14 protein-coding genes are annotated in these 16,505 nt (G+C 63.1%); 6 read left to right on the top strand and 8 right to left on the bottom strand.

The window, feature by feature from the left end; translation table 11 throughout:
* Nucleotides 1-14: 14 nt before the first annotated feature.
* Together KUF59_RS26550 and KUF59_RS26555 are read right to left on the bottom strand one after the other, a co-directional pair.
* Nucleotides 15-2,243 (bottom strand): DUF3141 domain-containing protein, encoded by a 2,229-nt coding sequence (locus tag KUF59_RS26550; protein ID WP_212459051.1) that lies wholly within the window; start codon nucleotides 2,241-2,243, stop codon nucleotides 15-17.
* Between the two features lie 64 nt (nucleotides 2,244-2,307).
* On the bottom strand, nucleotides 2,308-3,399 hold the full coding sequence (locus tag KUF59_RS26555) for an AI-2E family transporter (protein WP_212459052.1): 1,092 nt from the start codon (nucleotides 3,397-3,399) through the stop codon (nucleotides 2,308-2,310).
* 156 nt (nucleotides 3,400-3,555) lie between these two features.
* Between KUF59_RS26555 and KUF59_RS26560 the strand changes: the two genes are divergently transcribed.
* Nucleotides 3,556-4,077: a GNAT family N-acetyltransferase gene (locus KUF59_RS26560; protein ID WP_212459053.1), complete on the top strand. Its 522-nt coding sequence runs from the start codon at nucleotides 3,556-3,558 to the stop codon at nucleotides 4,075-4,077.
* 5 nt (nucleotides 4,078-4,082) lie between these two features.
* Here the strand turns inward: KUF59_RS26560 and KUF59_RS26565 are convergent, their stop codons facing one another.
* From KUF59_RS26565 to KUF59_RS26585, 5 genes are all read right to left on the bottom strand, one after another.
* Nucleotides 4,083-4,577 carry a hypothetical protein gene (locus KUF59_RS26565; protein ID WP_212459054.1) on the bottom strand — a complete coding sequence of 165 codons (495 nt, stop codon included), beginning with the start codon at nucleotides 4,575-4,577 and terminating at the stop codon, nucleotides 4,083-4,085.
* 116 nt (nucleotides 4,578-4,693) lie between these two features.
* Nucleotides 4,694-5,149 carry a MaoC family dehydratase gene (locus KUF59_RS26570; RefSeq protein ID WP_212459055.1) on the bottom strand — a complete coding sequence of 152 codons (456 nt, stop codon included), beginning with the start codon at nucleotides 5,147-5,149 and terminating at the stop codon, nucleotides 4,694-4,696.
* Between the two features lie 373 nt (nucleotides 5,150-5,522).
* Nucleotides 5,523-6,338, bottom strand: a complete 816-nt coding sequence (locus KUF59_RS26575; protein WP_212459056.1) for a lytic murein transglycosylase — start codon at nucleotides 6,336-6,338, stop codon at nucleotides 5,523-5,525.
* Nucleotides 6,339-6,450: 112 nt separating this feature from the next.
* Nucleotides 6,451-7,254 (bottom strand): shikimate dehydrogenase family protein, encoded by an 804-nt coding sequence (locus tag KUF59_RS26580; protein WP_212459297.1) that lies wholly within the window; start codon nucleotides 7,252-7,254, stop codon nucleotides 6,451-6,453.
* Nucleotides 7,254-9,104 (bottom strand): flavin-containing monooxygenase, encoded by a 1,851-nt coding sequence (locus tag KUF59_RS26585; RefSeq protein ID WP_212459057.1) that lies wholly within the window; start codon nucleotides 9,102-9,104, stop codon nucleotides 7,254-7,256. Before KUF59_RS26585 ends, KUF59_RS26580 begins: the two co-directional genes overlap by 1 nt.
* Nucleotides 9,105-9,267: 163 nt before the next feature.
* On the opposite strand from KUF59_RS26585, the gene KUF59_RS26590 reads away from it, so the two are divergent.
* The 5 genes from KUF59_RS26590 to KUF59_RS26610 all read left to right on the top strand — a co-directional run bounded on the left by KUF59_RS26590 (nucleotide 9,268) and on the right by KUF59_RS26610 (nucleotide 15,471).
* Entirely contained in the window at nucleotides 9,268-10,893 is a 1,626-nt protein-coding gene (locus KUF59_RS26590) for a long-chain fatty acid--CoA ligase (RefSeq protein ID WP_212459058.1), read from the top strand.
* 123 nt (nucleotides 10,894-11,016) lie between these two features.
* Nucleotides 11,017-12,147 carry a glycoside hydrolase family 172 protein gene (locus tag KUF59_RS26595; protein ID WP_212459059.1) on the top strand — a complete coding sequence of 377 codons (1,131 nt, stop codon included), beginning with the start codon at nucleotides 11,017-11,019 and terminating at the stop codon, nucleotides 12,145-12,147.
* A gap of 118 nt (nucleotides 12,148-12,265) precedes the next feature.
* Complete coding sequence (locus KUF59_RS26600; protein WP_212459060.1) at nucleotides 12,266-13,477, top strand: acyl-CoA dehydrogenase family protein; 1,212 nt, start codon at nucleotides 12,266-12,268, stop codon at nucleotides 13,475-13,477.
* Between the two features lie 123 nt (nucleotides 13,478-13,600).
* Nucleotides 13,601-14,743 (top strand): asparaginase, encoded by a 1,143-nt coding sequence (locus KUF59_RS26605; protein ID WP_212459061.1) that lies wholly within the window; start codon nucleotides 13,601-13,603, stop codon nucleotides 14,741-14,743.
* A gap of 383 nt (nucleotides 14,744-15,126) precedes the next feature.
* Entirely contained in the window at nucleotides 15,127-15,471 is a 345-nt protein-coding gene (locus KUF59_RS26610; protein ID WP_258767229.1) for a hypothetical protein, read from the top strand.
* A 60-nt stretch (nucleotides 15,472-15,531) separates the two neighbouring features.
* Here the strand turns inward: KUF59_RS26610 and KUF59_RS26615 are convergent, their stop codons facing one another.
* A complete protein-coding gene (locus KUF59_RS26615; RefSeq protein ID WP_212459063.1) occupies nucleotides 15,532-16,443 on the bottom strand; it encodes an amino acid ABC transporter substrate-binding protein in 912 nt (303 codons plus the stop codon).
* Nucleotides 16,444-16,505: the final 62 nt, after the last annotated feature.

Here is a 16,505-nt window from a genome sequence, read left to right on the forward strand (position 1 = left end):
CCTTCCAAGCCGCGTTACGACGCCTTCGCCTTCGGGTCGAAAGGGGCGACGTTCGACACCCTCTCGGAACCCTCCGCAGCATCCAGGCCGAAAAGACCTGCGACCTGCCGCAGACGGCTCGCCCGCTCGCCCGTGATGTCCTCGCTCGCGGACAGCACTTCGCGTATCGCCTCAAAAGCGCCGCGGCGGAGATTGGCGTCATCAGGCAGCAACTTCGGAATGGCGGCCAGCGCCCCATCCCGATCGAGCAGCAGCATGAAGAACTGCTCGCGCACCAGCATTTTGAACTGGGGCAGCGTCATACGCGTGCCACCATGTTCGCGCCTGATCTGGCGCAAGGCCTCGATGCTTCGCTCGTCAACCATCCCTCGCGCCGACCCGACATAGAGCAGAGCACGCAGCGCCGCCTCGCGAAGACCGCCCTCGCCGATCCGCGCCTTCAAATCGGCTATGCGCTTTTCGAGCATGGCGCGGTGCTCGGCGGACATCTCGCGCCGGCGCGACGGCGCGGAATTCGGATCGATGCCCACCGCCGCCTGCAGCGCCGGCGAGCCATAGACATTGAGGAAGATCGCTTCGCTCAAGGCCTCCTGCGAATCGCGCCAGCTATCCAGGGCGTGAACGATCTGCTTCGACATCTGTTCCTGGAACGCCAGGAACGGATTATCCGTCGACACCGGCTTGCGATTCTCGTCGGCCTTCTCGGCCAAGGATTTTACCGTCGCCATGTACGGATTCTGGCTGCTGAAGACCTCGTATTGCAGCCGCAACGGATGCATGTTCTGGGTCCACTCGGCCATCTGCGGCGTCACCATGCCCCTGATCCAGGGCTGGACGAATTTTTGATAGGCCGCGAGATTGATCTCCGAGACGCGCTTGGCGGCGGCGAAGCGCCGCTCATCCTCGGGCGAATTGCCGCCCATGGCGCGGATGTCGTCGAGCGTCCGCGCCTCGCAGCGCATCACCCACTGGCCGACGACGAGATCGGAACTCGAGGTTTCGTCGCCCTTCGCTTCGAACGTCGCCTCATAGAGCCCGGGCGGCAGAACGTCGATCAGGTCGATATTGCTGGAGAATTCGGCATGCTCCTTCTTGGCGACGCCGCCGGATACGAAGATGCCGAGATGACCGATGCTCTGGTGCACGGTGTAGACGATGGTCTGCCCATAGGCCCTGATCTCGTCGACGTCGGCATAGCAATCGAGGATCCAGTTCAGGGCCTGCTGGGGTGGCGTGACGTTGTCGCCCTCGGAGCAAAATACGACGATCGGCGAGCGGATGTTGCGCAGGTCGACCTTCTTTCCGTCGGACATCTCGATCTTGCCGGCGGCGAGATTGTTGCCGACGAACAGCTCGTCGACGATGAACTGGATCTCCTCGGCGTTCAGGTTGACGTGGCCGCCCCACCAGCGCTCGAATTCGAGATAGCGGTCTGCTTCGGTGTCGACCTTCGAATAGACATTATATTGCTTGGTCCAGAGCGTGTTCGACGGGTTCTGGTTCTCGAAGTTTTGCACCAGCCAGGCGCCGTCGAACTTGCCGGCGCCGAGATCGGAGGTCAGCGCCGTGAGCCAGCTGCCGCCCAACAGCCCGCCCGAATAGCGCATCGGATATTTTCCGTGCACGCCTTCCCAGTACGCCAGCGGCGCGCCGGCGATGATCAGCGGCCCGAACAGTTCCGGGCGCAGCGACGCCAGGATCATCACCGCCCATCCGGCCTGGCAATTGCCGATCACGCAGGGTTTGCCGTCGGCATCGGGATGACGGCTGATCACCTTCTCGATGAACTGGGCTTCGGCGCGCGCGATGCGCTCAATGGTCTGGCCGGGCATCGGATCCGGCAGGAATCCGATGAAATAGCAGGGATGACCCGCCTTCATCGCCACGCCGATCTCGCTGTCGGCCTTGAAGCCGCCGATGCCGGGACCGTGGCCCGCGCGCGGATCGACCACGACGAACGGCCGCCGGTTCATGTCGATCTCGACATTCTCGGGTGGAATGATGCGCACCAGCGCGTAATTGACGGGCTCGTCGAGCTTGCGACCGTCCATGATCAGTTCGGCGGAATATTGCAGGACATGCGGCGCGGTTTGCGCGACATGGTCCCGGTACTGATCGCCGCGCCGGCGCATGATGTCCAGGAACAGCACGCTGCGCTGTCCTGCATCGACCATGTACTCCACCGCCGCCGCTACCAGGCCCGACATCGGGCTGTCCGGAATTTTCATGCTGTCCATCGACATTTTCTGACCTCGTCGTCACGCGAAATCATTCAAGGAGGCCCGAGGGTACCGACGTTGACATAGGTCAACGGTCGGCGATGACCTGCGGCGCGGGTCCCGCGCGATCGATGCGGATCCAGGCGACCGCCAGTTCCCAGGCGACCGACAGGATGATCGGACCGATGAAGAGACCGACGATTCCATGCGCCAACGTTCCGCCGATCACGCCGACCAGGATCACCAGCGTCGGCGTGGTCAGGCCGCGCCCCATGACCAGCGGTTTCAGGATGTTGTCGAGCAGGCCGACGATGACGAAAAAAACCGTGAACAGCAGCGCCGCGGTGACGTCCTTGTCCATCCAGATCCAGATGATCACGGGCAATAGCACGGGGGTCGGACCGATCTGCACGATCGACAGCAGAAGCACGATGAAGGCGACCAGACCGGCGCTCGGAACGCCGGCCAGCTTGAACCCGATACCGGCCAGCAGCGATTGGATGACGGCAACGCCGATCACGCCTTGAGCGACCGCACGAATCGTCGCGCCGGCGAGCTCAAGGAAGTGCTCGCTCTGCTCGGGGATGATGCGGAACAAAAAGCCTCGGCCGGCGGCCACCAGTTGCGGTCCGAACGGAAACAGGAAGCCCATCACGAGGACTGACACGAGAAATTGCAGCGTTCCGACGCCGGCATCACCGGCGAGCGAGAGCATGGTCCCCGCCAGCGGTTTCAGATACGGGGCTATTTCGCGCAGCGCCGCCCGGACGTTGGTGTAGGCCTGATCCCAGAGTTCGAAGAACTGCGGGCCGATCAGCGGCCAAGTCTTGATCCGCTCGGGCGGCGCCTGAAGCACGAGATCGCCGGTGCCGATCTGGCTCGCGAGATCCTTGACCCCCTCGACTGCGCTCAGACCGAGCCAGGTCGCCGGGCCGATCACAATCCCGAGCGTGACCAAGGTGAGAATGACCGCGGCCGTCCGAGGGCGGCCGCCAAGCTGTTTGGCGAGCCAGCTAAAGGCCGGATAGAAGGCAACCGCAAGCACCGCCGCCCAGGTCAGGATCGGCACGAACGGCTTGATGATAACGAAGGTCCACAGGATCAGCAGCGCGAGCAATCCGAGCCGGATCACCAGCTGGATGATGTCCTCTCCGGATATGAGCTGGCGAAGTGTCTTCACGGCGGCGCCTTCGTCTTGATCGCAACGAAGGTAGTTGCCGCCCTCCCGCCGCCGTCTTGATCCAAATCAAGCCGCGGGCGGCGGCTGGCGGCCTGATCGCACGATGCGGACCAGGACCGCAGGGTCGATCGTCAGCGCAACCACCGGGATGGATCCATGTCGGACCCCGCAAACTACGCGAAGCAGGAGTTATTGCGCGACGGTACCCCAGTCGATATCCGCTCGCTTCGGCCCGCGGACGAAGGCGACATGCTGGCCGCATTGGAGCGGACCAGCTCGCAATCGCTGCAGCGCCGCTTCTTCGCAATGAAGCGGCACTTCTCCGACAAGGAGCGCGCCTATTTCATGAATGTCGATTTCAAAAGCCACGTCGCGCTGGTCGTGGTCGCCGAGGACGCGGGCCGCCAAATCATCGTCGGCGGCGGTCGGTACGTCGTCGTCGAGCCCGGACAGGCCGAGATGGCCTTCGTCGTCATCGACGCCTGGCAGGGACGCGGCATCGGCTCGCTCCTGATGCGTCACCTGATCGAAATCGCCCGCGGTGCCGGACTGCACGAGCTCACTGCGGAGGTGCTGCCCGAGAACGCGTCAATGCTGAGCGTGTTCGGCAAGTTCGGTTTCAAGCCCGCCGCCCGCCGCGACCCCCAGACCGTGCACCTGGCGCTTAAGCTCGATTGAGCTGCCTACTTCCGGTTCTCCTCGCAGAATTTCAGCGCCGCGAGCGCCTCGCCGGCGCGGGGGACCTGCAGCTCGATGCTGTCGTCGTCGTCATCCTCGAAATCGAGCGTGATGCGTTTCGCCTTCGATAGCGCGTCCATGATCACCTGGTTGTACTCGAAGACGCCACGCACGGTGGTCTTGTCCATGACCTCCCATTTGGCCTTCGCCATGATGTCCTTGTCGTCGGTGCCGAAATCGGCGCGCAGGATGTCGCCGACCTTGTCCCACTCCCAGCCGTCGTAGATCAGCACGAGGACGATGGCCTCCTTGGAATAGGTGATGACAACAGCGTATTCGCGGTTCTCGTCGTCCTTGTCCTTGTAGCCGCGGCTGGCGTTGCAGTGTGTGTCCTGCGTGCGCTTCTCGACGGTCCAGTCGCCCACCTTGCTCTGTTGTGCAAGCGCCGGTGCCGAGACAAATCCCGCAAGCAGCACAGTGGCAAAAAGCAGTCGTTTCATTTGGTGAGCCTCCCAGCCTAGTTTTCAGCCGGGAGGACCATATCAGGCCGCGCGGACTTCAACCACCGCGCGTGGGGCGGTTATCCCGGAGCGCTGGGTCGAACATCCTGCACGGATCACGACACCTGCGGTCTGCGCGGCACGATCGCAATCGGGGTGAAGGTGTAGACCTCCTCGCCCCTCTGATTGAGCATGGTCCACTTCACCAATGCGATGCCTTGCGGCTTGGTCTTGGACGGGGTCAGGCTGATCACCTCGCCTTCGAGATGGAGAACGTCGTCGGCGCGCACGGGGAGGGTCCAGCGAAGGCCGTCCACGCCCATCCCGATCAGGGGATGCGGGCCGAACGGGCGGATCTGGACGGCCAGGTTCATCGCAATGGCGGCAGTGTGCCATCCTGACGCAGCAAGTCCCCCGAACAGGGTCTTTTTGGCGGCCTCGTCGTCGAGATGCATCGGCTGCGGGTCGAACTCGGCTGCAAACCTCTTGATATCGGCCTCGGTGACCTTCACCTCCGGGGACCTGAACCGCATCCCGATCGAGAGATCGTCGAACCATTCGACCGGCGCCATGAGCAACCTCGCAATATCAGCTGAAATCTGCTTGGCAACACCGTCACGCTAGCAGTCGGCCGGCTCGAACGCCCGCCCAAATCCTATGCCCAATCCTGCACCAGGGTTCCGACGAAACCCCTTTCCCAAATCCACGAAACATTCCTGAAACAGAGGGTCGGCTATCATCCCTGCAAAATCATACAGGGACGGCCACCATGGAATTCCTTTTCAGCCTGATCTCCGACTATGCCTGCGGCCAATGCCTCATCGCCCAGCCACTGCGGGAGGACGAGCTATGATCGAGCTGATCTCGGCCGTTCTTGCCCTTTGCAGCATCGGCGTTTTCGCGGCGCACGCGCTCGACGCCTATCGCACCACGCACTTCTGAAAGTTACCGGGCGGCCTGTCCGCCGCCCTCATCGATCTGCCGCCCCATCAGCGCGATCGCCTTCTGGTACACACCGGCGGCGTTCCAGGCTTCGATGGCCGCAAAATTCGGCTCGCCCGGCTGGTAGCCGGCACCCGCCCGCCAGCCATGGGCCTTCAGGAACGCAGCGGTTGAATTGAGCGCGTTGGCAGCATTCTCGAGATTGCCGGTACCATAGGCCAAAATGTTCTTCGGCATGAACTGGGTCTGGCCGACCTCGCCGTGCATCGAGCCGCGCGTTGCGCCCGTCAGCACGCCGCGGTCGATCAGCTTCAGCGCTGCATAGAGCTGGTCGGTGAAGAATTCTGGACGCCGGCAGTCGTACGCCAGCGTCGCAATCGACGACAGCATGTTCTGGTTGCCCCGCTGGCTGCCAAAGCCCGTCTCCATGCCCCAGATCGCGATCAACGGCCCCGGTGGCACGCCGTAGCGTTGCTGGATCGACGAAAACAGCGCCGCCTGCGACTGCTTGAGCTGCCGTCCCTTGGCCACAATGGTGGTGGCGCCGCGCTTGGCGAGGAACTGGTCGAGCGTCAGCGAAAAGCTGCGCTGGCTGCGGTCGGCGTTGATGGTGGCGCTGGCATAGTTTGCCTGCATCAAGGCAGCGATCGCAGTCTGGCCGATACCCTTGCCATGCGCCTCCGCGCTGAACTCGCGCTTCCAGCCCTCGAAGCCGGCCGGCGAACTGCCGCATTGCGCAGCCTCGGCGCGTAATCCGAAGCCGCCGAGCAGCGCCATCGTGCCGAGAAAAGCCGTCGCGATCGTCCTGCCCTTGGTCATCCGGGATTCCCTGTCTTGGAGTCGTGCTCGCATGATCCTACGGCAATGCGGAATTCTCAAGCCGCGGGCGTCACAATCGCGGCGCGCGGGAGGCTTGACACCTGATGAACGGTCACATCCCGTCGCCGCCATGCCCGAGCAGGAAATCCACCATGATGCCCTGGTGCTGCCGGTACATGTCAGTTCCGGTCGCCGTGACGCAGCCGATCCGTCGCGCGGCGGCGATGAAGGGCGGGATTTCGGGCACGGTGATGACGCAGCCGCAATAGGTCGACGGTGCGAGTCTCGTGACGTCGACGGGCAGCGGATCGCCGGCCTTCATTCCCGCAGGCGTGGCGTTGGCGACGAAATCGAAGCCGGTGGGGTCGTCGGACCCTCGCCGCGCGCGGCCCTTGCCGAGCCTGTTCAGCCGCTCGATCAGTGCGTCGCGGCGCTCGGTCGCGCTGTCGTGGATGGCGAGCTCGCTGACACCGGCCTCGATCAGGGCAAGTGCAATCGCGGACCCTGCCCCGCCCGCGCCGACCAGCAAGGCGCGCATGCCGTTGGGATCAATCCCCTTGGATCGCGCGGCGCCGAGGAAGCCGAGCCCGTCCACCATGTCGCCATGCCATGTGCGGTCCGCCTGGCGGCGCATCAGATTCACGGTCTGCAGAAAATGTGCGCGGTCGGTCGCGCTCGCGCAGGCCTGGTAGCAGGTGAATTTGTGCGGAATGGTCGCAACGATACCATCAAGATTCTTCAGCCGCCCTGCCACCGACAAGAAACCCGGCAAATCCGCTGACGCGACCTGGACGGGTACGAGGATGGCGTCATGGCCGCGCGCGGCAAAGGCCTCCGTCACGCCCGCCGGCGAGCGCACCTGTGCGATGGGATCGCCCACGATGACATAGAGTCGCGTTGCGCCTGTCGGGATCATCATTTGGCCAGGGCCGGCGATGCGACCGTCTCATACGTCAACTCCAGCCCCTCAAGCTGGCCGTCTTTGCGCCAGCGATCGAGAAGCCTGAGAAATGCGACGGGCCCGCGCCAATACTGGCTGTTGCGGGCGGCGATGGGATCGAACACGCCCTCATTGTTGTAATAGCCGGGCGTGCATTCCGCGAGATAGGTCTGGCGTCCCAGCGCAGCCTTGACGACCTCATCAACCCAGGCGTTCTCGGCCGCAAGCGTCGGCTCCAGTGTTTGGGCCCCACGCTTGCGCGCCTCCTTGATCACATAGGCGATGTGCTGCGACTGCTCGTCGATGATGTGCGGGAAATTTGCGCTCTGGCCCGCCTGCACCGTGACGATGAGGAAGCAGTTGGGGAAGCCGCGGCTGTAAAAGCCGTGCAGCGTCTGCACACCACCGCGCCAGCGCTCGCTGAGACTAAGGCCCTCGCGGCCGTAGACCTCAAAGCCCATGCGGCGGGCATAGTCGGTACCGACCTCAAAACCGCTGGCATAGATCAGACAGTCGAGTTCATAAGCCTTGCCGTCCGCGACGACCGCGTTCTCGGTGATACGCTCGACGCCCTGCCCCTTGGTGTCGACAAGATGCACGTTGGGCCGATTGAAGGTCTGGAGATACTCGTCGTGGAAGCAAGGCCGCTTGCAAAAGGCCTTGTACCAGGGCTTTAGCGCCTCCGCGGTCGCCGAATCCTCAACGAGAGCGTCCACGCGGGCGCGGATCTCTTCCATCTTCCGATAGTCCGCCTGCTCGATCACCTTCAGCGCCTGCTCGATGGAGGTCACCGGCTCCGGCTGGCGGCGCGGCGCGAGCAGAATTTCGCCGAGGAGGCCAGTCCAGCCGTCCTGCACGAGGTCCTGCTCGAACGGTTCGCCGGAAATGACGGCGGTAAAGTTGTCCATGCGCTCGCGCTGCCAGCCTCGCCGCAGGCTCTTCGCCCAGACGTCGTCGGTCGGACGATCGTCGCGCACGCCGATCGCGGACGGCGTGCGCTGGAAGACGTAGAGCTCCTTCGCGGAGTGGCCGAGATGTGGCACGCATTGCACGGCGGTGGCCCCGGTGCCGATGATGCCGACGCGCTTGTCGGCAACGCCGGTGAGATTCCCCTCCGCCGTGCCACCGGTGTAGCCGTAATCCCAGCGGCTGGTGTGGAAGCTGTGGCCTTTGAAACTTTCAATGCCTGGGATGCCCGGAAGTTTCGGCCGGCTCAACGGACCGCCGGCGAGGATCACGAAGCGCGCACGAATTTTGTCACCGCGATCGGTCTCGACCTGCCAGCGCGATTCCTTCTCCTGCCATGTCATGCGCGAGATGGTGGTCTGGAACAGCGTGCGCTCGTAGAGATCGAAATGACGGCCGATGCGGCGGGAGTGCTCGTAGATTTCTGGCGCGCGCGCATATTTGCGCACCGGCATGTAGCCGGTCTCTTCCAGCAGCGGCAGGTAGATGTAGCTCTCGGTGTCGCAGGCGGCACCCGGATAGCGATTCCAGTACCAGGTGCCGCCGAAGTCGGCAGCCTTTTCCACCATGCGGAAATCGTCGATGCCGGCCGCACGCAACCGCGCGCCGCACAAGAGACCGCCAAAACCGCCGCCGACAATGACGACTTCCGTCTCTTCGGTAATCGGTGAACGTGTAAAGCCCGGATCGGCCCAGGGGTCGTCGAGATAGCGACCGAAGCCGCCTGTCACCTCGACATACTGCGCCTTGCCTTCGCTGCGCAAACGACGGTCGCGCTCGCTACGATAGCGCGCGCGAAGTGCGGAGACATCGACGCTGGCTGTGCCTTCCGTGCCAGTCTTGTGTTTTTCCGCTGACATCGATTTTTCTCCCGTCAACGCGATCTCACGCCGCGCACGCCAGTTAACGCAAAACAGTCGATACGCGCAATCACATCGGCGGTTTTCAGGTGAACCTGGAATGATCCTCGGCTAACGTTCCGCCAACTGAGCCGCGCAATGATGCGGCCTTCCGGAGGATACGATGCAGGGATTGATGATGGATATGCCGCTCCTGATCAGCGGCCTGATCCAGTACGCCGCTGACAATCACGGCGAAGCGGAGATCGTCGCGCGCGAGATCGAAGGCGACATTCATCGTTACACCTATGCGGATGCACATCCGCGCATCAAGCGCATGGCGCTGGCCTTGAAGCGGCTCGGCATGAAGGAAAGCGACCGCGTCGGTACGCTCGCCTGGAATACGCATCGCCATTTCGAGATGTTCTATGCCGCGCCGGGCATGAGCTATGTGCTGCACACCATCAACCCGCGGCTGTTCCCGGAGCAGCTCGTCTACATCATCAACCACGCCGAAGACCGCCTGCTGTTCATCGATCGGGCGACGCTGCCGATCGTGGAGGCGATTGCGCCGCAGCTGAAGACCATCGAAGCTTACGTGGTGATGTCGTCGCGCGAGCGGATGCCGGAGACGAAGCTCGCCAATGTGCATTGCTATGAGGAATTGCTGGCCAAGGAGTCTGACGCGGGATTTGCCTGGCCGGTGTTCGACGAAAAGTCCGCATCCACGATCTGCTACACGTCCGGCACCACAGGCAATCCGAAGGGCGTGATCTACTCACATCGCGCCGCCTTGTTGCAGACCATGGTCTGCTCCGGCTTCGACTTCCTGCCCGGCCATTTGGAAGGCGTGCGCGAGGTGATGATGCCGATGGCGCCCCTGTTCCACGGCAATGGCTGGAACATGCCGTTCACCGCGCCCTATACCGGCTCGAAGCTGGTACTGCCCGGCCGCAACTACGAACCGGACAAGCTCTATGAGCTGCTCGAAGGCGAGAAGGTGACGCTGTCGGCGGGCGTGCCGAGCTTTTGGCTGATCCTGCTCGACTGGCTCGGTCGCACCGGCAACAAATTCTCGACACTCCGCGCGACGCTGTCATCCGGTTCGGCGCCGCCGCGCGCGATGGTCGAGAAGCTGAAACGTGACTACGGCGTCGACTACATCCAGGCCTGGGGCATGACGGAAGCACTGGGCTGCTCGATGCCTAGCTTGCGACCGGGCTCGGAGCAGCTCAGCGACACCGAAAAGTTCGACCGACGCATGGTGTCGGGCCGCGCCTGCTTCGGCACGGCGTTGCGCATCGTCGATGACGGCGAGAACGAGCTACCGCGCGACGGCAAGACCGTCGGCCATCTCCGCGCCAGGGGCCCCTGGGTTGCCTCCGGCTACATGAAGTTGAACGAAGGCGTCGATCGCGACGGCTGGCTGATCACCGGCGACATGGCGGTGATCGACGCGCAGGGGCACGTGACGCTGACCGATCGCTCCAAGGACGTGATCAAGTCCGGCGGCGAATGGATCTCCTCGATCCAGCTCGAGGACGTCGCGCTGTCGCACCCGGACGTGCTGCAGGCCGCCGTCGTCGCCATCGCGCATGAGAAGTGGCAGGAGCGTCCCCTGCTCCTGGTCGTGCGCAAGAAGGGCACGACGGTGGAGGCCAAGGCGCTGCTCGACCACATGCGCCCGAAGGTCGCGAGCTGGTGGATGCCTGATGCGGTCGAGTTTCTGGACGAGTTTCCGATGACCGGCACCGGAAAGGTGCTGAAATCGGCGCTGCGCGAGAAGTTCAGGGGATACCGCGCCGGATAGCTCCCTTGCCCAGAAAGGCTGCCGCCTCGCCGCGGCGGCCTTTCCCGTCCGCGATCGTCTTCACCTTTTGGTAGATTCGGCCGCGATATAGCTGGCCGGTCGCCCCTTGGGATCGAGGACAAAATGGTGTTTTCCGGATTGGGCCTGCATCTCGGCAATCTGTCGCGCCTGTCCAACGCACAGTCGCGCTCGATCAGCCCGGAGAACTTTTCGGGCGAGAAGGGCAAGGGCGGCATGGCCGTGGACGGCCCCGCGGCGCGCCAGGCGCGCGGCCTCGGCCAGGGCTGGAAAATCTCGCCTTATGTCGTGATCGAGCCCGGCGCGACCTTCACGCTCGCCGACATCGAGGGCCAGGGCGCGATCCAGCAGATATGGATGACGCTGGCGCGCGGCCGTCTCCGCCATTCCATTCTGCGCATCTACTGGGACGAGCAGGCGCAGCCGAGCGTCGAATGCCCCGCCGGCGATTTCTTCGCCTGCGGCTGGGAAGAATACGCGCAAGTCTCCTCGCTCGCGGTGTGCGTCAATCCCGGGCGCGGCTTCAACTGCTATTGGGAAATGCCCTTTCGCAAGCGCGCGCGCTTCACGTTGGAGAACCGCAGCGAAGAAGCGCTGACCATCTACTACCAGATCAACTACATGCTCACCGAGGTGCCGGAGGATTGCGCTTATTTCCATGCGCAGTTCCGCCGTACCAATCCCGTGCCCTACAAGGACGTCTACACCATTCTCGAAGGCGTCAGCGGCCGCGGCCACTATGTCGGCACGTATATGGCCTGGGGTACCAACAGCAACGGCTGGTGGGGCGAAGGCGAGATCAAGTTCTTCATGGATGGCGACGGCGACTTCCCGACCATCTGCGGCACCGGTACCGAGGACTATTTTTGCGGCGCCTACAATTTCGATCCCTATGTGCCGTGGATGCTGGCGCATCCCGGCCAGAGCGGCGGCCCGCAGTCGCGCTATCAGGAATTCACCACACCCTATGCCGGCCTGCCGCAGGTGATCCGGCCCGACGGCGTCTACCGCTCGCAACAGCGTTTTGGCATGTACCGCTGGCACATCACCGATCCCGTGCGCTTCCAGAGGGATTTTCGCGTCACGATCCAGGCGCTGGGCTGGCGCCATGGTGTCAAGGAGCCGAAATATCTGCCGCTCCAGGACGACATCGCCTCCGTCGCGTTCTGGTACCAGACGTTGCCGACGGCGCCATTCCCTCGATTGCCGGATGCGGACTATCTCGAAGTGGATTGAGTGCGCGGCTAGCCTCGTCTTGTGTCGAGTTGCTGATGTCAGCAACGTTTAGAACGCAACAGTCCCTGCGTTCTCCTCTACACTGACGGCCGCCTGATCGATTCAGCAGGAGGTCCCGATGCTCTATCCCATGTCGCCAAAAGTCGTCGAGCTCAAGCGCAAGCTCGAAAACTTCATGGACCGGCACATCTATCCGAACGAGGAGCGGTTCTATCGCGAAGCCGAGGAACTCGGGCCGTGGAAGGTCTATCCCGTCGTCGAGGAGCTAAAACCGCTGGCACGCGCCGAGGGGCTCTGGAACCTGTTCCTGCCGGAGAGCAAACACGGGGCGGGGCTGACCAATCTCGAATATGCACCGCTGTGCGAGGTGATGGGCCGCTCGCATCTGGCGCCCGAAGTCTTCAACTGCTCGGCGCCCGACACCGGCAATATGGAGGTGCTGGAGCGTTACGGCAGCGAGAAGGACAAGGAGCGTTGGCTGAAGCCGCTGCTCGCGGGCGAAATCCGTTCCTGTTTTGCCATGACCGAACCCGCGGTCGCCTCATCGGATGCGACCAACATCGAGAGCTCGATCGTGCGCGATGGCGACCATTACGTCATCAACGGACGCAAATGGTACACGACGAACGCGACCGATCCGCGCTGCAAGATCTGCATCTTCATGGGCAAGAGCGACCCCGACAATGCCGACCGCCACAAGCAGCAATCGATGATCCTGGTGCCGATGGATACGCCGGGCATCGAGGTCAAGCGTCCCCTGCCCGTGTTCGGCTTCTACGGCGTGCCGGATCGTGCCTCGGAAGTCATCTTCACCAACGTCAGGGTCCCCAGGGAGAACATGCTGCTCGGCGAAGGCCGCGGTTTCGAGATCGCGCAGGGACGGCTCGGCCCCGGCCGCATCCACCACTGCATGCGTCTCATTGGCCTTGCCGAACGCACGTTGGAGAAGATGTGCCGCCGCGTGCGCAGCCGCATCACCTTCGGCAAGCCGGTGTCGGAACAGACGGTGACGCAGGAGCGCATCGCCGAAGCCCGCATCATGATCGAGCAGGCGCGTTTGCTGACGCTAAACGCCGCGCACGCCATGGACACGGTCGGCAACAAGGTGGCGAAGGCCGAGATCGCCATGATCAAGGTCGCCGTGCCCAACATGGCCTGCCAGATCATCGACTGGGCGATCCAGGCCCATGGCGGCGGCGGCACCTCGAACGACTTTGGTCTGACCCAGGCCTACGCCACCGCCCGCCTGCTCAGGCTTGCCGACGGACCGGACGAGGTCCATCGCAACCAGATCGCGCGCATGGAGCTGAAGAAATACTCCAACGCATGAGCCGGCGGCGCCGCCGCGCGTCCTGATCACGGCCTACAATGGCAGGTTGACAAAATTACGCCATCAAAAATACCGACCGTCCGGAACCAGGCAATGATGCCAAGGGAACGGGAGGTCAGTTCGATGACGAAGGATACCCTCAGACCAGCAAGCCTTCGGCGAAGCGCGCTCCCGATGCTCTCCGTTCCCGTGATCGCCTTGGCGATCTCATCAATGGTGATCAGCACGACGGCATATGCCGAAGAAACAGCCAAAGGCACGACCACGGCTGCCAATCTGCCACGCATTCTCGTGCTCGCAACCGGCGGGACCATCGCAGGTCAGGCAGATCCCCGCGCGACAGGTGCATACAAATCCGGTCAGATCACGGGAGAGCAACTGGTCCAGTCGGTCCCGGGCCTGGACAAGGTGGCGAAGTTGAACGCCGAACAGATCTCGGCGATCGGATCCCAGGATATGAATGACAAGGTCTGGTTTGCCCTGGCTCAGCGCATTCAGCAAGCCTTTGACAAGAACGAAGCCGATGGCGTCGTCATAACGCACGGCACGGATACGCTCGAGGAGACGGCGTTTTTCCTCGACAACGTGGTCAAGGGCGACAAGCCGGTCGTGATCGTGGGTTCGATGCGTCCCGCCACGGCCGTCAGCGCGGACGGCCCGGGCAATCTGTACGAAGCCATCCAGGTCGCCTCCGATCCTCGCTCGCGCGGGCGCGGGGTCATGGCCGTGCTGAACGACAAGATCGAGGCGGCGCGTTCGATAACGAAGACCAACACCACGAGCATCGAGACGTTCGTGTCTCCGAACGGTGGACCCATCGGCTACGTCGATTCAGCCGGCGGCATTCGTTTCATGGCGCAGACTTCCGGGCTGAAGCGGGCGAACTATGCCTTGCCGGCGAGCGATCCCCTGCCGCGGGTCGAAATCATCTACTCCCACGCCAACATGGACGCCATTCCGATCGAGGACGCCATCTCGCACGGCGCCAAGGGCATTGTGCTGGCGGGCGTCGGAGATGGAAACACCTCCAAGCAGGCACTCGAAGCCCTCGAGGCCGCCGCCAAGAAGGGCGTCATCGTCGTTCGCTCCAGTCGCGTTCGATCCGGCTTCGTCACGCGCAACGTCGAGGTCGATGACGACAAGAACGGCTTCGTCGTCTCGGAGGATCTGAACCCGCAGAAGGCGCGGGTTCTGACCCAGCTTCTGATCGCGAGCGGCGTCACCGCTCCAGCTGAGCTACAGCGGGCTTTTACGGCGACCTGGTAGCCAAAGCACAGAAGTATTCCAATGCGCGGGCGGCCGCTCGGCCGCACGCGGCCCATACGCCCTTCTCAGCCAGGCCGGAAGGTGGGCACGCAGCTTTGCTGTGGCGCTATGATGTCGTGCCCCACCACACGATGTCGCAACCCACGCTACGGTCATCGCGTCATCTCCCACAATCTCGCCAGATTGACGGAACATTCGTTCGCCGCCGGCACATTGGTGCCCGGTCTCGCCTCCAACTGCTCAACGCTCGAACCGCCCAACATCCGAAACGCCGACCACTTGCCGGTGCGAGATGCTTGGAGCATCGATCGGGGAGATCCGGCGAAGCCGGACGCCTGCCGGCGCTTCGAAACTACTCAGATTGTCACATGGAAATAAGAGATATGCGTCAAGCAACATCGAAGGCCGCGGCAGGTTCGAATGCGAATCGGCGACGGATATTGTCGGGCATCACAAGTGTCGCCTTGTTCGCGGGTGTCACGGCGGCGCACGCGCAGAGCACTGGCATCGCTGCATGCGACGAGTTCCTGACCAAATACGACAGCTGCGTCGCGTCCAAGGTCCCCGCGGAGCAGCGCGCAACGTACAAGTCGCAGATCGACCAGACGCGCAAGGCGTGGATCGACCTCGCCAAGAATCCGTCGACGAAGGCGACTATGGAGGCGACGTGCAAGCAAACCATGGATGCGACGAAGGCCTCGCTCACCGCCTATGGCTGCTCGTTCTGATCGGGGCGTCCACCGTCGACAAGGGAGTGGCGTCGTGCAGGCGCCACTCTACTGGTCGCGCTACTTCGTGATGTCGTAGACATCAGGATCGAAGCTCGAGCTCGGCTTCTTGAAGGCATTCTTCAGCGCCGCCGACATCGGGACGTTGTAGTTGAGCCCGTTCGGCGGCGTCGGCGATTGCAGCCACTTCTTGTAGAGCACCTCGATCTCGGGGCTTGCATAGAGCTCCGTCGTCGCGCGATCGGCGAGCGCCTTGAACGGGGCGTCTTCCCGCCGCAGCATGATCCCGTAGGGCTCGGGCTTGGAGAAGGTCTCCTCGCTGATCATATAGAGCGACGGTTCTTTCGAGCGCGCAATGGCGACCGCGAGCTGGACGTCGTCGAGCGCGTAGGCCTGTGCGCGGTCGGTCTCGAGCAACAGGAAGGCCTCAGCCTGATCCTTTGCGGGCTGAATGTTGATGCCGAGATTGCGCTCGGTGTTGACCTTGGCGAGTTGCGTCAGGTTGACAGAACCGGCCACGGCCGTGACGGCCTTGCCCTTTAGATCGTCGATCGTGTTGATCTTTGCAGCCTTCTTGGCAGCAAAGCGGGTCGCGCTCAAAAAGTGCGTGTTTGTGAACGCGACCTGCTTCTGGCGATCGGCGTTGTTGGTGGTCGCCGAGCAGTGCAGGTCAAGCGTGCCGTTCACCATCAGGGGGATGCGGTTCGACGACGTTACGGGCAAGAACTCCACCGCGATGTCGGGCATGCTAAGCTGCTTCTTCGTGACGTCGACGATTCTGAGGCAGATATCGAGCGCAAAGCCGACCGGCTTCTGGTCGCCGTCGAGATAGCTGAACGGGACCGACGCTTCCTGATAGCCGAGCGTGATCCGCTTCGTTTCCTTGATCTTCTGCAGCGTGCCGGACAGCTCTTCGGCCGCAGCGGGGCTCGCGAGAACGGCGACGGACAAGATGGCGGCGGCAAATCGCATCAACGGCTCCTGTGCGGTGGTCGACTGCGGCTGATAGCGCAGGAGACGATGCCGCGAAAGCA

Origin of the sequence: Bradyrhizobium arachidis (assembly GCF_024758505.1) — a bacterium.
Lineage (GTDB): Bacteria > Pseudomonadota > Alphaproteobacteria > Rhizobiales > Xanthobacteraceae > Bradyrhizobium > Bradyrhizobium manausense_C.